Raw genomic sequence first — 17,262 nt, 5'->3', positions numbered from 1 at the left:
GGATTACGCGCTGCGCGGTGCGCGCAGGAAGTCGACCAGGTCGGCGACGGTCTCCTCGGTCGGGCGCGGGTGGTAGCCCAGCTCGCGTTCGGCCTTGCCGTGATCGACGATCGGGGCCGACAGGATCGCGCCGAGCGCCGCCTTGGACAGGATGTCGGAGCCGAGACGCTTGCTGATCGGCTCGACCACCGGCAGCACGGCGCCCAGCGCCTTGGCTGGAATCGCGAACCGCGGGCCCTTGGCGCCGGTGCGCGCCGCGGCCATCCGGCACAGGTCGATCAGCTGGGTCATGTACCCGCCGAGCAGGTAGTTCTCGCCCGTGCGGCCCTTCTCGCCCGCCAGGATCAGGCCCTGCGCCACATCGCGCACGTCGACCAGATCGAAACCGCCGCCGATCATCACCGGCATCCGGCCGCGCATCGCCTCCGCGGCGGTGCGGTTGAGCCGGGACAGGTTCTTCGGGTGGTCGGCGGGGCCGTAGACGCCGGTCGGGTTCACGATCACCGCGTCGAGGCCGCGGTCGATGACCGGACGCAGCGCCTGCTCGCCCGCCCACTTGGACCGGTCGTAGACGGGCAGGCCCGGATCGGTGGAGCGCAGGGTGGTCTCGTCGATGTGCCCACCGGCGCGGTACTGGTCGAAGGCGTGGATCGAGCTGGTGTGCACGAACCGCCGGACGCCGGCCTCGAGCGCCGCCTCCGCGGTGACCCGCACGCCCTCGGTGTTGACCCGCCAGGCCAGGTCGTTCTTCTCGGCCAGCGTGATCAGCGCGACCAGGTGGTAGACCACCTCGGCGCCGTCGAGGGCGCCGCGCATCGACGCCGGATCGAGCACGTCACCGGACACCCAGGTGACGGCCGGATCGGACGTGGTCGGCGCAGCACGATCGATGGCCACCACTTCGTGGCCACGCTCGAGGAGCTGCGGGATCAGGTTGGTACCGAGGTAGCCGGCTGCGCCGGTCACTGCGACCTTCATGCCGCCGAGGATATAGAACATGTTCTAGTTTTGAAAGCGGATCGGGTGGATCGGAGCCGACACGGCTCGAACGAGGTCGGGGTGTTCGGTTATATTTGGCGCACACTGCGCCTTCGCGCGGGCGCGTAGGGAGTTCCGCGGCCGCCGATCGCGCTCGCAGAGCAGGATTTTCACGACGAGTTGGGGGGATTCGCATGACCGATCTCTCGGTCGATACCGATGCCGTCGCCGCTTTCGCGACGACGAACGCGACCGTGGCGGGGGACATCGCGGCGGCGGGCATCACCGACGCGGCGGGCAACGTGGCGGCGATGACGCCGGTGTTCGGGCTCATCGGCGCCGATTATCTGGCGATGTTCGCCGCCGCACAGGCCCTGCAGGCCAAGGACATCAACGATCTGTCGGCCAAGTTCTCCAAGCTGTCCGACGCGGCCTTCAAGTCCTCGGTGACCTACAACACCGAGGACGTCTCGCTGGCCGTCGATCTGGCCCGCCAGGCCGCGGGGATGGGGGGCCTGGCATGAGGCCGCTGAGCACCGACGACGCGGGCGTCATCACTCCGGACACCGCGCTGGCCACCGCCGACGCCGCGACGCAGTCCGCGCTGGGCGCCGTCCCGGTCGACTACAGCGCCGCTGCCCAGGCGATCCTCGATGTGCCGCTGGTGCAGCTGCCCGAGGACTTCGAGGCCGTCGAGGAACCCGTCTTCACCCTCGCGCAGAAGATCACCGACGACGCGCAGAACGCCGCGGTCTCCCCGGCCGGGCTCTCCGGCCTGTCCGGCCTCGGCACCGGCGGCACCGTCGACGCGCAGGACATCCTGTCCGGCATCTCGACCGACGCCTCCGCCGCGCTGAGCGGCGCGCAGAGTGCCGTCAACCAGGTCGCCGGGCCCGCGCTGGCCACCGCGCAGACCGCGTTCGACCAGGCCAAGAGCGCGCTCACCAGCGCGGCCACCGGCGGCACCGCGAGCACGGCGAACTCCACCGCCTCGGCGGCGTCGACCACGCTCACCGAGGATCCGGTCTCCGCGCTGCTCAACGGCGTCTCCATTCCCGCGCTGCCGGGCATCGACTCGCTGTTCGAGCCGATCCTGCAGTTGCTGAGCAGTTTCGGCACCGGTGTCTTCGGCTCGCTCGACCCGACCACCCTGTTGAGCAACTCCTCCTCGCTGATCGAATCGGCGATGAGCGTCGCCCAGGGCGGTCTGAAGACCGTGCAGCAGCTGTGGGAGGGCGAGGCCTCCGACGCGGCGACCACCGCCAGCCAGCAGGCGCAGACCGAGGGGCAGGAGACCAGCCAGCGCGGCTTCGACATCTCCGCGCTGACCGAACAGGCCGCCGCGGTCGTCCAGTCGGGCAACGCGCAGCTGTCGGCGATCGCCACCACCTTCGCCGCCCAGGCCACCGCGCTCGCGCCGACGATCATGCTGCCGCCGACGCAGGCCACCCTCATCGGTCTGGCCACCGAGCATCTCGGCTCGGCGGTCACGGTCGTCAACACCACCCGCGGTGAACTGGCCGGTTACACCGGACAGCTCAACGGCGTGGTGCAGAACCTGGTCGCCCAGAGCGGCCTGCCCTCGCCGGAGGAAGTGCTGTCGGCGGCCTCGGAGAACATCGCCGAGCCGCTGCTGACCCAGGCCGAGGACGCGCTGTCGGGCACCTCCGACGACTCGACCACCGCCGCGAGCACCACGCCGGGCAGCACCACCACCACGCCGGGCTCGACCACCACCGCCGGCCTGAGCACCGGCGGTTCCGGTGGCAGCACCGGTGGCGCACTCGGTGCCCTCGGCACCGCGCGAGGCGGTTCGAGTGGTAGCACCGGCGGCACCCCGAGCGCGGGCACGCCCAAGGCGACCACCGCCGTGCCCGGTTCGGCCATGCCCGCCGGTCGGGTCATGTCCACCGCCCTCGGCTCCACCGGCCTGGGCACCACCTCCACCGCGGGCACCAGCGGTTCCGGCTTCATGGGTGGCGGCGGTGCCGCGGGTGCGGGCGGCAAGGGCAACAACGACGAGGAACACGGCCGGACCGTGCAGCCCTACCAGAGCCGCACCGGCAACGACGACCTCACCGGGCCGCTCGGCGAATCCACGCCCGAGGTCATCGGCGCGGTGCACGAGGACGAACGCGACGCCGACGAGGACCGGTTCTAGCCGCCGGATTCCCGACGACGAACAGTGCCCCCGGCTTCGGCCGGGGGCACTGTCGTTCGGTCTGGGCTCAGCGCTTTTCCTTGAAGGCGTCGATCAGCTTCTTGGACAGGTCGGTGAAGCGCTGACGCGCGGCCTTCTGCTCGTCGTTGAGGCCGTCGGAGGAATCGGGGGAGTAGACGACGAGGTGGGTCTCGCCCTCGACGTCGGCCGGCATCAGGTCGATGATCGTGGTGCCCTTGCCCTCACCGGCCGGGATCCCGAAATCGACCTCGCGCAGCGCGGTGATCTCCTCGCGCGCCGCCGCGAGCACGTCCTCGGGCACGGTGCCGTCGACCCGCTTGGCGGCGGTCTCGGGCTTGCGGTCCTTGCTCACCGCGTCGGGCGAGTGCACGGCCTTGCCGTCGGCGAAGACCTGCAGCACCGGCCGCAGATCGGTGCGCTGGGACCAGCCGTCCGGAATCGAGGTCACGCTGACCAGCGGTAGCGGCGCCGGCTCGGCCTGGGCGACGGCGCTCGCACCGGGCAGTGCGAGCGCGCAGACGAGCAGTCCGGTCATGATCAGGCGCATATTTCCCCTCGAAAGACGATGTGGCGGTATCTCGTTGGGGGTCAGCGTAGCCCGGTCGGGTTGTTGAGGTCACCGGCGGAATAGGTGTCGCACGACTTGACCGATCCGGTCTTGTACCCGGTGAGGAACCACTTCTGGCGCTGCTCGGACGATCCGTGCGTCCACGACTCCGGGTTGACGCCGCGCCCGGCCGCGCGCTGGATCCGGTCGTCGCCGACGGCGTTGGCCGCCGAGAGCGCGTCGCGGATGTCGTTGTCCGACAGCGGCTTCAGGAACGGCTGGCTGCTGCCCGGCGCGGGCTGCTTGTCCGCGTAGTGGGCCCAGATCCCGGCGTAGCAGTCGGCCTGCAGCTCGGTGCGGACCGCGCCGGACTGGGCCCCCTGCGGGTCGCGCTGGGCACGGCCGATATCGCCGAGCTGGTTCTGGATGTGGTGACCGACCTCGTGGGCCACCACGTACTCCTGGGCCAGCGGTCCCGCGCTGGCGCCGAAGCGGTCGGTGAGCTCCTGGAAGAAGGCGGTGTCGAAGTAGGCGGTCTGATCGGCCGGGCAGTAGAACGGGCCGACGTCGCTGGTGGCGTTGCCGCAGCCGGTCGACACCGCGCCGGAGAACAGCACCAGCTTCGGCTCGATATAGCGCTTGCCGGTCTGCCTGGGCAGTTCCTGCGACCAGACCCCGTCCAGGCTCTGCGCGGTCGCGACCACCCGGCAGTCGACGTACTTGTTCGCGTCGGCGCCGGTCTTGCAGTGCGACGGGGTGCCCGCGGTGCCCGGCCGGCTCTGCTGGGTGTCCTGCGCGCCGGTGAAGTTGCCGAGCACCGAGCCGGGGTCACCACCGAGGAGCAGCGTGATCACCAGCAGGATGAGACCGCCCGCGCCGCCGCCGATGGCGAGCTTGCCGCCCATGCCGGGGCCGCCGCCGGACGAGGCCCGGCCGGGATCGATCTCCATACCTTCGTTGAAGGTCATCGCGGTACTCGCCTTCGCTCGGTGTTCCAGCTGTCCTGCAGCACGATTCACCGCCGGAAGACCCACGGCCGGCGGGCACGCGTCACAAGCTTGACACGGCGACCGAGATATCGGTTTCCTCTCGGGGATCGTGTCTCACTACGATGGCGGGGAGTCCGTACGAAGTCTGTCGAAAGGAATACCGTGCTGCGCACCCACTTGGCTGGTTCGCTGCGAAGCGAGCACGCCGGTCAGACCGTCACCCTCACCGGCTGGGTGGCCCGGCGTCGTGACCACGGTGGTGTGACCTTCATCGATCTGCGCGACGCCTCGGGTGTCTCGCAGGTGGTCTTCCGCGAGGGCGAGGCGGCCGAGCAGGCCCACAAGCTCCGCGCGGAATACTGCGTGCAGGTCACCGGTGTGGTGGAGCAGCGCCCCGACGGCAACGAGAACCCGGAGCTGCCGACCGGGCAGATCGAGGTCGACGCCAAGGAACTGGTCGTGCTCAACGAGAGCGCGCCGCTGCCGTTCCAGCTCGACGAGACCCCCGGCGACGAGGCCCGCCTCAAGTACCGCTACCTCGACCTGCGCCGCGAGGGCCCCGGGCACGCCATCCGGCTGCGCTCCAAGGTCAACGCCGCCGCCCGCGAGGTGCTGGCAAGCCACGAGTTCATCGAGGTGGAGACCCCCACGCTGACCCGCTCGACGCCCGAGGGCGCCCGCGACTTCCTGGTGCCCGCGCGCCTGCAGCCGGGCAGCTTCTACGCCCTGCCGCAGAGCCCGCAGCTGTTCAAGCAGCTGCTCATGGTCGGTGGCATCGAGCGCTACTTCCAGATCGCGCGCTGCTACCGCGACGAGGACTTCCGCGCCGACCGTCAGCCCGAGTTCACCCAGCTCGACATCGAGATGAGCTTCGTGCGCCAGGAGGACGTGATCCTGCTGGCCGAGGACATCCTGGTCGCGCTGTGGAAGCTGGTCGGCCACGACATCACCACCCCGATCCCGCACATGACCTACGCCGAGGCGATGCGCCGCTTCGGCTCGGACAAGCCGGACCTGCGCTTCGGTGTCGAGATCACCGAGCTCACCGACTACTTCAAGGACACCCCGTTCCGGGTGTTCCAGTCCGAGTACGTCGGCGCGGTCGTGATGCCGGGCGGCGCGAGCCAGCCGCGGCGTCAGCTCGACGCCTGGCAGGAATGGGCCAAGCAGCGCGGCGCCAAGGGCCTGGCCTACATCCTGATCAACGAGGACGGCACCCTGGGCGGCCCGGTCGCCAAGAACCTGACCGACGCCGAGCGCGACGGGCTGGCCAAGCAGGTCGGCGCCGAGCCGGGCGACTGCGTGTTCTTCGCCGCGGGCACCACCAAGTCGAGCCGGGCCCTGCTGGGCGCCGCGCGCGGCGAGATCGCCCGCAAGTGCGACCTCATCGACCCGAACGCCTGGGCCTTCGTCTGGATCGTCGACGCGCCGATGTTCGAGCCGACCGCCGACGCCACCGCCAGCGGTGACGTGGCCCTGGGCTACTCGGCCTGGACCGCCGTGCACCACGCCTTCACCTCGCCCAAGCCGGAGTCGATCGACACCTTCGACACCGACCCGGGCTCGGCGCTCGCCTACGCCTACGACATCGTCTGCAACGGCAACGAGATCGGTGGCGGTTCCATCCGTATCCACCGTCGCGACGTGCAGGAACGCGTGTTCAAGGTGATGGGCATCGGCCACGACGAGGCGCAGGAGAAGTTCGGCTTCCTGCTCGACGCCTTCGCCTACGGCGCCCCGCCGCACGGCGGCATCGCCTTCGGCTGGGACCGCATCACCGCGCTGCTGGCCGGCGAGGACTCGATCCGCGAGGTGATCGCCTTCCCGAAGACCGGTGGCGGCGTCGACCCGCTCACCGACGCGCCGGCGCCGATCACCGCGCAGCAGCGCAAGGAAGCCGGCATCGACGCCAAGCCGGAGGTCAAGGGCGAGGCCAAGGCCGCCGCCGACGCGCCGAAAGCCGTTGCCTCCGAGAAATAGCGGTCACCGAGGGTAGCCCGGTACCTTCTGGTCAGTTCCCCGCCGTCACGGCGGCATTGATCAGAAGGGCCACCGGTGCTGCATCTGCGAGTGATCAGTCCGCCCGAGCAGACCGACGCGCTCGTGCGGGCGCTGGAAGCCGACGCGGGCGTCACCCACCTGACGGTCGCGCGCGGGATCGCCGTCGACCCGCACGGTGACCTCGTGCAGGCCGACGTGGCGCGCGAGGCCGCCAACAAGGTCCTCGCCGACGTCAAGTCACTCGGGATCGAGCAGACCGGCGGCATCACGCTCGGTCCCGTCGAAGCCGTGCTGTCCGATGCGGCCGACCGGGCGGTGCGCGCCGCGCCCGGTGATCCGAGCGATGCCGTGGTCTGGGAGCAGCTGCTCAAGGAAACGCACGAGGAGTCCTCGCTCAACGCGACCTTCGTCGCGTTCCTGACCATCGCCTGCCTGCTGGCCTCCATCGGCGTGGCGACCAACTCGCCGGTCACCATCGTCGGCGCGATGGTGGTGGGTCCGGAGTTCGGGCCGCTGGCCGCGCTGTCGGTGGCCCTGGTGCGCCGCAACTGGCGGCTGGCCCGGCGCTCGGTCATCGCGCTGGCCGTGGCCTTCCCGGTGGCCATGGTGATCACGCTGTTCGCGACCCTGCTGTGGGAGCGGCTGGGCTGGGTGACCACCGAGGGGGTCATCGACGCGCACGACGTGGACTTCATCTACGAGGTCGGGCCGTTCTCCCTGGTCGTGGCCGTGCTCGCCGGTGCGGCGGGCATGCTGTCGCTGGTGACGGCCAAGTCGGCGGCGCTGATCGGGGTGTTCATCTCGGTCACCACGGTGCCCGCCGCCGGGTACGCGGTGGTGGCCGCCACGATCGGGCAGTGGCATCGCGCGTTCGAGTCGGCGGGTCAGCTCGCGGTGAATCTGGTGGGCATCGTCGTCGCCGGTGTGCTGGTGCTCGAGTTGCGGCCGCGCGCGGGGGACGATCCCGGCCCGTTCGAGCGATTCAAGCGGGCCATCGGGATGAGCACCCCGCTGCGGCACTGAGCTCCCGGCTCAGATCCGGGCGACCGGTCCCGCGGTGAGCATGCGGTACGCGTAGGTCACCGCGATCGCGCAGACCGGGCCCGCGATGAACAGGCCGAGCCCGCACGCCGCCGCGCCGACGACGGTCACCAGGGTGACCGTGAGGGCCAGCAGCAGCGCGGCCCACAGGTTGGCCAGCACCAGCTGTGCGCTCGCCTTGATCGCTTCCAGCGGACCGTAGTCCTGATCGATCACGAAGTGCAGGGAGAACATGCACAGGAATCCGACGATCAGGCCGGGCAGCAGGCACAGCGACGCGGCGAGCAGGGTGGCGGCGAAGGCCAGCAGCGCCGTCAACAAGACATTGCCCGCGTTCACGAATCGGAAGAACGACCCGAAAGCCGGTGGATAACCGTCCGTTTCGTACAGCGCGCCGCGGATCATCACCGCCTGCAGCAGCCACAGCGCCACCAGCACCACCAGGAACAGGAACAGCACGGTGAACAGCGATGTCGGCTCGAAGATCTGGACGATCGCGAGGAAGGCGAGATAGATGAGCACGCCCACCGCGGTGACCCCGAGCCACGGCCCGGGATTGGCGCGGAAACGGTCCCAGCCGTAGCTCAGTGAGCGGCCGACATCGAGGGCCTGTGCTCCCGAATGGTAGTAACCCGGCGTCTGCCCGCCGCCGGTGGCCGACACGCCGGGTGCGGGTGCGGCGGCATACCCGGGATTGTCGGGTTTCGCCTGGGGGGCGGGGTAACCGGGTCCGGTGCCCGCCGGCCCGTACTGCGGTGCGCTGGGGGGCGGTCCGGCAATCGGCGGCGCCGGCTCGAGCGGCTCCTCGCCGTACTGCGCGGCGCCGGGACCCTCGAATTGCGGATAGCCTGCGCCACCGGCCATTCCGTGCCTGCTCGGCCCGGGGCCCGCCGCACCGGCCCGGCCCGGCGCCTCGTGCCTGCCCGTGCCCTCGGCGAACTGTCCGCCACCTCCGGGAACCGGTGGCCCACCGGGTGAATCGCTCGATGCGGCGTACGGCGTGTCGGTCACTGTGGTAGACCTTTCGACTCAACCGGTTTGCGGTGTGGCGCACTGCAGTTGACGATGAGAAAACCCGACGACAGTCGGGTGTGTCAAGCGAACAGTGACACTCGCGCAACCACGGTGCCAACACGCCGAGCGACGCGGAAAGGTTGTGTAACCGCTCGCTAGAAGTGACCAGGTACGAGTAGCTTGAGAGGCGATGACCGCACTATTGGCCGAACGCGCCGCCGACGTCGTGTCCGCAGCACAACAGTTGCTCACAAAGCGAATGGGTGCTCCGGTGAAGCTGAGCGATCCGATGGAGCTCAGCGGCAGTGGTAGGACGACAGTCCTACGCGTGCGTGTTGCGGAGAACGCATTTTCGTTGCCGCGCACGCTGATCGTGAAGCAGGTGCGCGGTTCCGCTCAGGACCGCCGCACCGGTGGCTTGGCGCCCGGAGTCGCCAGCATCGACGCGGCGTTCCTGCGCGAGGCGGTGTCCTACCAGTTCACCACCGCGCTCAGCCGCGAACAGCGCCCCGGCGCCTACCTGATCGCGCACAGCGTGCCCGACCGGCTGCTGGTGCTCTCCGATCTGGGCGACAACGCGCTGCTCACCTCGGTGCTGCAGACCCGCGCCGAGCCGGGCACCCGCAACGCGCTGATGGCGTTCGCGCAGGCACTGGGCCGGATGCACGCCGCGACCGTGGGGCGCGAGCCCGACTTCGTCGCGCTGATGCGCCGGGTCGACTCGGTGCATCGCGTCGACGGGATCGCCCAGCAGGCCCACGCCGCGATCGCCGATGTGCCGGGTCTGCTCGAGACCGAACTGGGCATCGAGGTGCCGGGGGAGATCGCCGAGCGGATCGTGCACGGCAATCGCCTGTTCACCGGTGGCCGCTACCGCGCGTTCAGCCCGTCGGATCTGTGCCCCGACAACGTGATCATGAACGACGAGGGTGCCCGCTTCCTCGACTACGAGTGGGGCGGTTTCCGCGACGCCACCCTCGACATCGCCTACGCGCTGGTCTCGTTCCCCGGATGCCTGTGCGATTTCGAGCTCTCGCGCAGCCGTGCCAGGGAGATGGTCGAGGCCTGGCGCTCGGCCGTGGTCGGCGTGTGGCCGTCGCTGGCCGACGACACCGTGCTCGCCGAGCGGATCCTCGAGGCCCGGCTGATCTGGGTGTGGCTGTCGACGTACTGGTTCCTGCCTGCCGATCACACCCGCATTGCCACCGCGCGCGAACACGGCCTGTCCGTGCCGCGCTCGGAGGCGCTGATCAATCGCTGGTCGGCGCTGGCCGAGGACGCGCGGGTCACCGGCGACGACGCGGTCGGCGATTTCGCCGAGCAGGTGTCGGCGATGCTGGAAGAGCGCTGGTCGGAGTAGCCGCGCGGCGCAGGCTCCCCACTTCCCTCGCCGACGGGAGTACCGTCGGCGAGGGTCCGAGGAGTTGGGAGCAGCAGTGCCGAAACCGGTTACCGTCACCGTCGTCCGCAAGCAGTGGTTGACCCCGCACCTGGTGCGGATCGTCGGCACCGCCGACGGATTCACCCCGAACGTCTTCACCGACGCCTACGTGAAGCTGATCTTCCCGCCGCCCGGGGTCGACTACCCGGAGCCGTTCGATCTCGATACCGTGCGCGCCACGCTCGGCCCGGAGAGCCAGCCGGTGCTGCGCACCTACACCGTGCGATCCTTCGATCCCGCGCGCAACGAGATCAGCATCGACTTCGTGGTGCACGGCGACGAGGGGATCGCGGGTCCGTGGGCGCGCTCGGTCGAGCCGGGCGCGCGGTTCCGGCTGAACGGCCCCGGCGGTGCGTTCGCGCCCGATCCGGCGGCCGAGTGGTACCTGTTCGCCGGGGACGAGTCGGCGTTGCCCGCCATCGCCGCCGCGCTCGAGGCGCTGCCCGCGGGCGCGCCCGCGCAGGTGTTCGTCGAGGTGGGCGGCCCGGAGGACGAGATCGCGCTCACCTCGCCCGCCGACCTGCGCCTGCACTGGGTGCATCGCGGCGTGTCCTCGGACCGGATCCCCGACGACCTCGCCGGGGAGCACGCGCCGCTGGTGGCGGCGGTGCGCGCGGCCGAATGGCTGCCCGGCCAGGTCCAGGCGTTCGTGCACGGCGAGGCGGAGTCCGTCATGCGGCAGCTGCGCCCCTACCTGCGCAAGGAACGCCAGGTGGCGCCGAAGTGGCTGTCGATCTCCGGGTACTGGCGGCGCGGCCGCACCGAGGAAGGTTTCCGCGAGTGGAAGCGCGCGCTGGCGGCCGAGGGCGCCTGATCCGCGCAGTCACCCGCGGCGTCAGCCGTCGGCTCCGCGGTGGCCTGGGGCGCGCTCCGGTCGCGGCGCACCGCCAGGGGGGCCGCGACTTCACTCAGGTGATCAGCGCGGCCAGCTTGCCACGGAGGTGCGTGCGCTCGACCGTGTTGTCGGTGAGCAGCAGCGCCGCCTCGTAGGCGTCGACGGCCTCCTCGACCCGGCCCACCTCGGCCAGGAAGGCCGCCCGCGCCGCGTCGAGGTAGCCGTAGGTCGCCAGGGCGGGCTCCGCGCCGAGCGGCCCCAGCAGCGCGAGCGCCCGCTCCGGGTCGCCGCCGAGGCCGACCGCGATCGCGTAGTTGAGCCGGGCGACCGGTGAGGGCCATACCCGCAGCAACAGCCGGTACAGGCCGATGATCTCGGCCCAGTCGGTCTCGGCCCAGCTGGGTGCTTCGTCGTGCACGGCGGCGATCGCGGCCTGCACCGTGTACCGATCCACGTGCGGCAGTGCCTGTTTCACCAGCGCGATGCCCTCGGTGATCGCCGCGCGGTCCCAGCGGGCGCGGTCCTGGTATTCGAGTGTGCACAGCTCGCCCGCAGCGTCGACCCGGGCGGCGCGGCGGGCGTCGGTGAGCAGGATCAGCGCCAGCAGTCCGGTGACCGACGGGTCGTCGGGGACCAGCGCGCGCATCATCCGCGCGAGTTGCAGCGCGCGCTCGACGAGATCGGCACGCACCAGACGGTCGCCCGCCGGCGCGGTGTGGCCGGTGGTGAACAGCAGATGGATGACCGCGCAGATCGCGTCGAGTCGCTGGGGCAGCTCCCGCACCGACGGCACCCGGTACGGGATGCCGGCGACGGCGATCTTCTTCTTGGCCCTGGTGATCCGCGCCGCCATGGTCGGCTCGCTGACCAGGAACGCGCGCGCCACCTCGGCGGTGGTGACGCCGCAGACGAGCCGCAGCGTCAACGCGATCTGGGCCTGCGGCGCGAGCGCCGGGTGGCAGCAGGTGCTGATCAGCCGGAGCCGGTCGTCGGGGATCGTCGGGTCGGCCAGGGCGGCCAGCGCGAGGTCGGCGGTGTCGTCGGCCGGTTCGTCGACGACCAGCTCGGGCAGTGCCCGGCGGAAGGTGCTGTCGCGGCGCAGCAGGTCGAGGCCGCGGCGCCGGGCGACCGTGGTCAGCCAGGCGCCGGGTCTGGCCGGGACGCCGTCACTCGCCCAGGCGGTCAGGGCCGTCGCGTAGGCGTCCTGGACGCATTCCTCGGCCAGGTCGAAATCGCGGACCAGCCGCACCGTCGCGGCGAGCACGAAGGCCCACTCGCGACGGTGCGCCTGCTCGACGGCCGCGGCCGCCGTCGTGGTCACGGCTGCGGGAAGACCTGGAGCGGGCGCACTTCGACGCCACCGGTCGGCGCGGGCACCTGCGCGGCGATCGCGATGGCGGCGTCCAGATCCGGCGCCTCGATCAGGTAGTAGCCGCCGAGCGCTTCCTTCGCCTCGGCGAAGGGGCCGTCGGTGATGACGACCTCGCCGCCTGCGTCGTGGCGGATCGAGGTGGCGGTGACGGTGGGCTGCAGCGCGTTGCCGCCGAGGTCGGCGTCACCGGCGAGCTGCTGGAAGGCGCGGTGCGCTGTCAGCATGTCACCGAGTTCGGCGGGGGACATGGCGGCGTAGGTGGCTTCGTCGCCGTAGATCAGGACCAGGTACTGGCTCATGACGGTGCTCCTTCGGATCCGGGCTGCCCGCTCGTCGGGTAGCCGTACTCACCCGACGAGCGACCGAGGCCGCGATCGACAGCCTGTCCGAAGAATTCTGCGCCGATTTCCGGGTCAGTGCACCGGAGTGGCCCGGGGTTCCAGCCGCCCCCCTGTGGGGACCGCGAACGAGGCGCCGTGCCGCAGGCCGGTCGCGGGGTCGGTGACATCGAGGACGTAGAACCAGTCCATCTGCGTCTGCGTGGGGGTCACCTCGAGCACGCCGAAGCCGTGCGAGTCGAGCTCGGTGTAGCGCAGGTGATGGTTGGCCGCCTTGATGGCCTCCTCGGCGGGCACCGAGACGGTCCGGTTCGGCACTTTCAGCATGTCGCCGACGCTGGACGAGGTGACCGAGGGGACGACGAACTCCGCGCCCACGGTCGGCCCACCCGGGTAGTTCGCGGCGTCGAGCGGCAGGTCAGCGGCCCAGGAGGTGTGGATGTCGCCGGTGAGGAACACGACATCGCCCACGGAGTTGTCGGCGATGGTGCGGAACAGGGTGCGCCGGTCGGCGGTGTAACCGTCCCACTGGTCGCCGTTGACGGTCAGGCCGCCCTGCGGCACGCCGATCGCCTCGGTGATCGCCTGGGTGGTGGCGGGTTCGAGCGGCGGGAACACCAGCGGCGCGATCATCACCGAGTTGCCGATCAGCTTCCACTGGGCGGGTGAGGAGCTCAGTCCCGCGGTCAGCCAGTCCATCTGGGCGCGGCCGGTGATGGTGCGGGCCGGGTCGTCGGCCTGCCGCCAGCCCGCGCCGGGGCCCGCCTCGTGGTCGCGGTAGCTGCGCAGATCCAGCATCGACAGCTCGGCCAGGGTGCCGAATCGCAGCCGGCGATAGATCTGGACCTCGGTGCCGGTACGGGCGGCGCGCACCGGCATCCACTCCAGGTAGGCCTGCGCGGAGGCGGCCCGGCGGGCGCTCCACGGACCGTGCACGGCGGGATCGTGGTTCTCCGAGCCCTCGCGCCAGGAGTTGTCGGCCGACTCGTGGTCGTCCCAGGTGCAGATGAACGGCACCGACGCGTGCAGCGCCAGCAGATCGGGATCGGTCTTGTACTGGCCGTGCCGGGTCCGGTAGTCGGCCAGGCTGACGATCTCGTTCACCGGGTCATGGGCGCGCACCGCGCCGTTGCGGCCGGTGTACTTGCCGCGCGCGTACTCGTAGATGTAGTCGCCCAGGTGCACGACCGCGTCGAGGTCGGTGCGGGCGGCCAGGTGCCGATAGGACCCGAACCAGCCGGCTTCCCAGTTGGAGCAGGAGACCAGGCCGAGGCGCAGGCGGTCGACCTCGCTGTCGGCCGCGGGCGCGGTGCGGGTGCGGCCGACCGGCGAGGTCTCGCCGAGGGCGGTGAAGCGGTAGTAGTAGTCGGTGGCCGGTGCCAGGCCGGTCGCGTCGACCTTGACCGTGTGGTCGGCGTCGGCGGTGGCGGTCACGGTGCCCGAGGCGGCGAGGCCGGCGAAGGACTCGTTCGCGGAGATCTCCCAGCGGACGGTCGCGGGGGCGCCGAGGCCGGAGCCGGGGACCGCGTCGTCGGCGACGCTGACCCGGGTCCACAGGATCACCGCGCCGGGCAGCGGGTCGCCGGAGGCGACGCCGTGGCGGAACACCGCGCCCGCCGCGTGCGCCGTCGCGGTACTCAGTACCACCACCGCGGCCGCCGCCGTCCCGCCTGTGAACAGGGTGCGCCGGGCGAACTGCCCTGTCGCGGAGGTGATGACGCCGTTGTTTTCGACCACGAGGAGCGATCTCATCCCACCGACGGGGTGACGCGCAAGTCCTGTTCGTAAAGTTGGTCAATCGTTCAATTTCGCGTCGGGTCGCCTCCGCCGCCTCGGACCTGTCCGACCGCCTCGGTACCCTGCCAGACGTGAGCGAGAGCCTGTTCGACGTGCCCGGAGAACCCGCCGCGCCCGAGCACGGTCTCGACGCGGTGATCCGGCGCGACTCCGGTGCGCCACTGGCGGTCCGGATGCGGCCGTTGTCGCTCGACGAGGTGATCGGCCAGCAGCACCTGCTCGGGCCGGGCTCACCGCTGCGCCGCCTGGTCGAGGGCTCCGGCGCGGCCTCGGTCCTGCTCTACGGCCCGCCGGGCACCGGCAAGACCACCCTGGCCTCGCTGTTGTCCCAGGCCACCGGTCGCCGCTTCGAGGCGCTGTCGGCGCTGTCCGCGGGCGTCAAAGAGGTCCGGGCCGTCATCGACGTGGCGCGGCGCAGGCTGACGGTGGGCGAACAGACCGTCCTGTTCATCGACGAGGTGCACCGCTTCTCCAAGACCCAGCAGGACGCGCTGCTGGCCGCGGTCGAGAACCGGATCGTGCTGCTCGTCGGCGCGACCACCGAGAACCCGTCGTTCTCGGTGGTGTCGCCACTGCTCTCGCGGTCGCTGGTGCTGCAGTTGCAGTCGCTCACGCCCGACGACATCCGCCAAGTGCTCGACCGCGCGATCGCCGACCCGCGCGGGCTCGACGGGCAGTACACCGTCGCCGAAGACGCGCTCGACCACATCGTCCGGATCGCCGGCGGTGACGCGCGCCGCGCGCTGACCGCGCTGGAGGCCTCGGCCGAATCGTCGCTCGACGGCGTCGTCGACGTGGCGCTGGTGGAGGCCAGCGTCGACAAGGCCGCCGTCCGCTACGACCGCGCGGGCGATCAGCACTACGACGTGATCAGCGCCTTCATCAAGTCCATCCGCGGCTCCGACGTCGACGCCGCCCTGCACTATCTGGCGCGCATGCTCACCGCGGGTGAGGACCCCCGTTTCATCGCCCGCCGCCTGATGATCCACGCCAGCGAGGACATCGGGATGGCCGATCCGATGGCCCTGCAGACCGCCACCGCCGCCGCCCAGGTGGTGCAGCTGGTCGGCCTGCCCGAGGCGAAACTGGCCCTGGCCCAGGCCACCATCCATCTCGCCACCGCGCCCAAGTCCGGCGCGGTGACCTCGGCGCTGGGCGCGGCCATGGCCGATATCGCCGCGGGCAAGGCGGGTGCGGTGCCCCCGCATCTGCGCGACGGCCACTACGCCGGGGCCGCCGCGCTCGGCAACGCCAAGGGTTACAAGTTCCCGCACGACGCCCGCGACGGTGTGCTCGCGCAGCAGTACCCACCCGACGACCTGGTCGGCACCGACTACTACGAGCCGACCGATCACGGCTTCGAGCGCGAGGTGGGCCCCCGCGTGTCCAAGCTGCGCCGCATCGTCCGGGGGACCTAGCCCGGCGGAGCCGCCGACGGCGAACGGCGCCGACCCGGCGGACGCGTGCTGACCCGGCGCGCCCGGCCGCCTCAGTCGACGGCGAACAGCGCCGTCCCGCCGACCGACCAGATCCGGCGCAACCTGCCCGCGACGGCCTCCATCAGGTCGATACCGCCGTGCTCGGGGTTCCCCGATCGCTCGGAATGCCACCGGACCGCGAAGGTCCCGGAGCCCTCGGCGTCGAGCGCCCCGCTCGCGGCCGAGTCGACGACGAAGCGCACGTCCGGCCGCTGCGCCCGGAAGCCGGTGACGAAGTCGGCCAGGTCGGTGGGGCCGCGCAGGTCGTCGGTGATTTCCCTGGTGGGGGAGGCGAACCGAATCCGGAAGTCGTCGGTGAGTACCTCGTGCGCGATGGTCGGGTCGGTGTTCCATAGCTCGGTCCAGCGGTCGGCGAGCCGGTCGGCGGTGGTCGATGCGGTGGTGGTCATGGGCTGCTCCTCGCGAAGGGCCGCCCCGGCGGCGGCCTGTGCCTCCCAGACTTCAGTCCGTCCGCGACAACGGTGTGTCGGTGATCGACGTCACATCGATCAGCCGCCCGTCGCCGGTCGGAACGGTCGACAGGTCGATGCCGCGGTCCGGCGCCGCCTCGTCGAGCATCCGCGCGCGCACCACCCGATCGAGCCGGAATCCGCGCAGCCCCGAGCGCATCCGGCACCAGGCGTAGAGGAACCAGTGCTCGCTGCCCGCCACGAAGGCCAGCGGCTCGACCTCGCGTTCGGTGGGAACCCCGAGCCGGTCCAGGTAGTCGAGCCGCAGCACGCGTCGGCCGACCACGGCGTCCAGCATCGCGGGGGAGAGGGCGGGCGCGGGCGCGACCGGGAAGAACCGCACCCGGTCGACCAGCGCCGCCGCCCGCAGCCGGTCCTGCTCGGGCAGCACCGCCACCACCTTGTGCACCGCCGACAGCGCGGCCGCCGCGAACGGGGTGCCCGCCAGCCGGGGCAGCGCGACGGCCAGCGCGGTCGCCTCCGCCGCGGTCAGGCTGACCGGCGCCAGGGTGCGGTGCCGGTCGAGGGCGTAGCCGCCCGCGCGGCCGGGCACCGTCCGGATCGGCAGCCCGGACTGTTGCAGCGCGGCCAGGTCGCGTTCGATCGTGCGGGTCGACACCTCGAAGCGGGCGGCCAGCTGACGTGCGGTGCGCGGCCGCGGACTGTAGGCGCGCAGCTCTTCGGCGAGGGCGTAGAGCCGCTCGGTCTTGGTCACGTCCGGATTGTCGCCGAGACCACCGACTCCGGCGCAAACCCGCGGAATGCAGGCGGTAAGCTGG

Annotated in this window: 16 protein-coding genes; 7 read left to right on the top strand and 9 right to left on the bottom strand. The window is 71.3% G+C overall.

The features are described from left to right. Positions 1-3: 3 nt before the first annotated feature. Positions 4-978, bottom strand: a complete 975-nt coding sequence (locus tag ACFVW6_RS29455) for an NAD-dependent epimerase/dehydratase family protein (RefSeq protein ID WP_355281482.1) — start codon at positions 976-978, stop codon at positions 4-6. A 194-nt stretch (positions 979-1,172) separates the two neighbouring features. Between ACFVW6_RS29455 and ACFVW6_RS29450 the strand changes: the two genes are divergently transcribed. Both ACFVW6_RS29450 and ACFVW6_RS29445 read left to right on the top strand, forming a co-directional pair. After that, complete coding sequence (locus ACFVW6_RS29450) at positions 1,173-1,502, top strand: type VII secretion target (RefSeq protein ID WP_355281479.1); 330 nt, start codon at positions 1,173-1,175, stop codon at positions 1,500-1,502. Further along, positions 1,499-3,139 (top strand): hypothetical protein, encoded by a 1,641-nt coding sequence (locus tag ACFVW6_RS29445; RefSeq protein WP_355281476.1) that lies wholly within the window; start codon positions 1,499-1,501, stop codon positions 3,137-3,139. The genes ACFVW6_RS29450 and ACFVW6_RS29445 overlap by 4 nt, the downstream gene beginning before the upstream one ends. Positions 3,140-3,206: 67 nt before the next feature. Here the strand turns inward: ACFVW6_RS29445 and ACFVW6_RS29440 are convergent, their stop codons facing one another. Together ACFVW6_RS29440 and ACFVW6_RS29435 are read right to left on the bottom strand one after the other, a co-directional pair. Then, a complete protein-coding gene (locus ACFVW6_RS29440) occupies positions 3,207-3,695 on the bottom strand; it encodes a hypothetical protein (protein WP_378830097.1) in 489 nt (162 codons plus the stop codon). 53 nt (positions 3,696-3,748) lie between these two features. Next, positions 3,749-4,675: a neutral zinc metallopeptidase gene (locus ACFVW6_RS29435; RefSeq protein ID WP_378830098.1), complete on the bottom strand. Its 927-nt coding sequence runs from the start codon at positions 4,673-4,675 to the stop codon at positions 3,749-3,751. A 183-nt stretch (positions 4,676-4,858) separates the two neighbouring features. Between ACFVW6_RS29435 and aspS the strand changes: the two genes are divergently transcribed. Continuing rightward, positions 4,859-6,676 (top strand): aspartate--tRNA ligase, encoded by a 1,818-nt coding sequence (gene aspS / locus ACFVW6_RS29430; RefSeq protein WP_378830099.1) that lies wholly within the window; start codon positions 4,859-4,861, stop codon positions 6,674-6,676. A 75-nt stretch (positions 6,677-6,751) separates the two neighbouring features. Continuing rightward, positions 6,752-7,720 (top strand): DUF389 domain-containing protein, encoded by a 969-nt coding sequence (locus tag ACFVW6_RS29425; RefSeq protein WP_355281465.1) that lies wholly within the window; start codon positions 6,752-6,754, stop codon positions 7,718-7,720. Positions 7,721-7,729: 9 nt separating this feature from the next. On the opposite strand, the gene ACFVW6_RS29420 is transcribed toward ACFVW6_RS29425, so the two are convergent. After that, complete coding sequence (locus ACFVW6_RS29420) at positions 7,730-8,749, bottom strand: hypothetical protein (protein ID WP_357345031.1); 1,020 nt, start codon at positions 8,747-8,749, stop codon at positions 7,730-7,732. A gap of 193 nt (positions 8,750-8,942) precedes the next feature. On the opposite strand from ACFVW6_RS29420, the gene ACFVW6_RS29415 reads away from it, so the two are divergent. Next, on the top strand, positions 8,943-10,112 hold the full coding sequence (locus ACFVW6_RS29415; protein WP_355281459.1) for a kinase: 1,170 nt from the start codon (positions 8,943-8,945) through the stop codon (positions 10,110-10,112). 76 nt (positions 10,113-10,188) lie between these two features. Next, on the top strand, positions 10,189-11,007 hold the full coding sequence (locus tag ACFVW6_RS29410; RefSeq protein WP_378830101.1) for a siderophore-interacting protein: 819 nt from the start codon (positions 10,189-10,191) through the stop codon (positions 11,005-11,007). A gap of 94 nt (positions 11,008-11,101) precedes the next feature. Here ACFVW6_RS29410 and ACFVW6_RS29405 read toward each other — a convergent pair whose 3' ends face one another. The 3 genes from ACFVW6_RS29405 to ACFVW6_RS29395 all read right to left on the bottom strand — a co-directional run bounded on the left by ACFVW6_RS29405 (position 11,102) and on the right by ACFVW6_RS29395 (position 14,490). After that, positions 11,102-12,349 (bottom strand): RNA polymerase sigma factor, encoded by a 1,248-nt coding sequence (locus ACFVW6_RS29405; protein WP_378830102.1) that lies wholly within the window; start codon positions 12,347-12,349, stop codon positions 11,102-11,104. Further along, positions 12,346-12,699: a YciI family protein gene (locus ACFVW6_RS29400; protein ID WP_378830103.1), complete on the bottom strand. Its 354-nt coding sequence runs from the start codon at positions 12,697-12,699 to the stop codon at positions 12,346-12,348. The genes ACFVW6_RS29405 and ACFVW6_RS29400 overlap by 4 nt, the downstream gene beginning before the upstream one ends. Before the next feature lie 114 nt (positions 12,700-12,813). Then, a complete protein-coding gene (locus tag ACFVW6_RS29395) occupies positions 12,814-14,490 on the bottom strand; it encodes an alkaline phosphatase D family protein (RefSeq protein ID WP_378830104.1) in 1,677 nt (558 codons plus the stop codon). A gap of 86 nt (positions 14,491-14,576) precedes the next feature. Between ACFVW6_RS29395 and ACFVW6_RS29390 the strand changes: the two genes are divergently transcribed. Next, positions 14,577-15,953 (top strand): replication-associated recombination protein A, encoded by a 1,377-nt coding sequence (locus ACFVW6_RS29390; protein ID WP_378830500.1) that lies wholly within the window; start codon positions 14,577-14,579, stop codon positions 15,951-15,953. Positions 15,954-16,024: 71 nt separating this feature from the next. Here the strand turns inward: ACFVW6_RS29390 and ACFVW6_RS29385 are convergent, their stop codons facing one another. Further along, positions 16,025-16,423 carry a hypothetical protein gene (locus ACFVW6_RS29385; RefSeq protein WP_378830105.1) on the bottom strand — a complete coding sequence of 133 codons (399 nt, stop codon included), beginning with the start codon at positions 16,421-16,423 and terminating at the stop codon, positions 16,025-16,027. A 52-nt stretch (positions 16,424-16,475) separates the two neighbouring features. After that, positions 16,476-17,198: a helix-turn-helix transcriptional regulator gene (locus tag ACFVW6_RS29380; protein WP_378830106.1), complete on the bottom strand. Its 723-nt coding sequence runs from the start codon at positions 17,196-17,198 to the stop codon at positions 16,476-16,478. Between the last annotated feature and the right edge of the window lie 64 nt (positions 17,199-17,262).

Source organism: Nocardia sp. NPDC058244 (genome assembly GCF_042882065.1).
GTDB lineage: Bacteria > Actinomycetota > Actinomycetes > Mycobacteriales > Mycobacteriaceae > Nocardia.
Note: the sequence above shows the minus strand (reverse complement) of the source record. Positions and strands in the feature narration are given on the sequence as shown.

Coding starts and splice junctions, on each gene's coding strand:
- ACFVW6_RS29455 (WP_355281482.1), bottom strand. CDS start 978: ATGAAGGTCGCAGTGACCGGCGCAGCCGGCTACCTCGGTACCAACCTG.
- ACFVW6_RS29450 (WP_355281479.1), top strand. CDS start 1,173: ATGACCGATCTCTCGGTCGATACCGATGCCGTCGCCGCTTTCGCGACG.
- ACFVW6_RS29445 (WP_355281476.1), top strand. CDS start 1,499: ATGAGGCCGCTGAGCACCGACGACGCGGGCGTCATCACTCCGGACACC.
- ACFVW6_RS29440 (WP_378830097.1), bottom strand. CDS start 3,695: ATGACCGGACTGCTCGTCTGCGCGCTCGCACTGCCCGGTGCGAGCGCC.
- ACFVW6_RS29435 (WP_378830098.1), bottom strand. CDS start 4,675: ATGACCTTCAACGAAGGTATGGAGATCGATCCCGGCCGGGCCTCGTCC.
- ACFVW6_RS29415 (WP_355281459.1), top strand. CDS start 8,943: ATGACCGCACTATTGGCCGAACGCGCCGCCGACGTCGTGTCCGCAGCA.
- ACFVW6_RS29400 (WP_378830103.1), bottom strand. CDS start 12,699: ATGAGCCAGTACCTGGTCCTGATCTACGGCGACGAAGCCACCTACGCC.
- ACFVW6_RS29395 (WP_378830104.1), bottom strand. CDS start 14,490: ATGAGATCGCTCCTCGTGGTCGAAAACAACGGCGTCATCACCTCCGCG.
- ACFVW6_RS29385 (WP_378830105.1), bottom strand. CDS start 16,423: ATGACCACCACCGCATCGACCACCGCCGACCGGCTCGCCGACCGCTGG.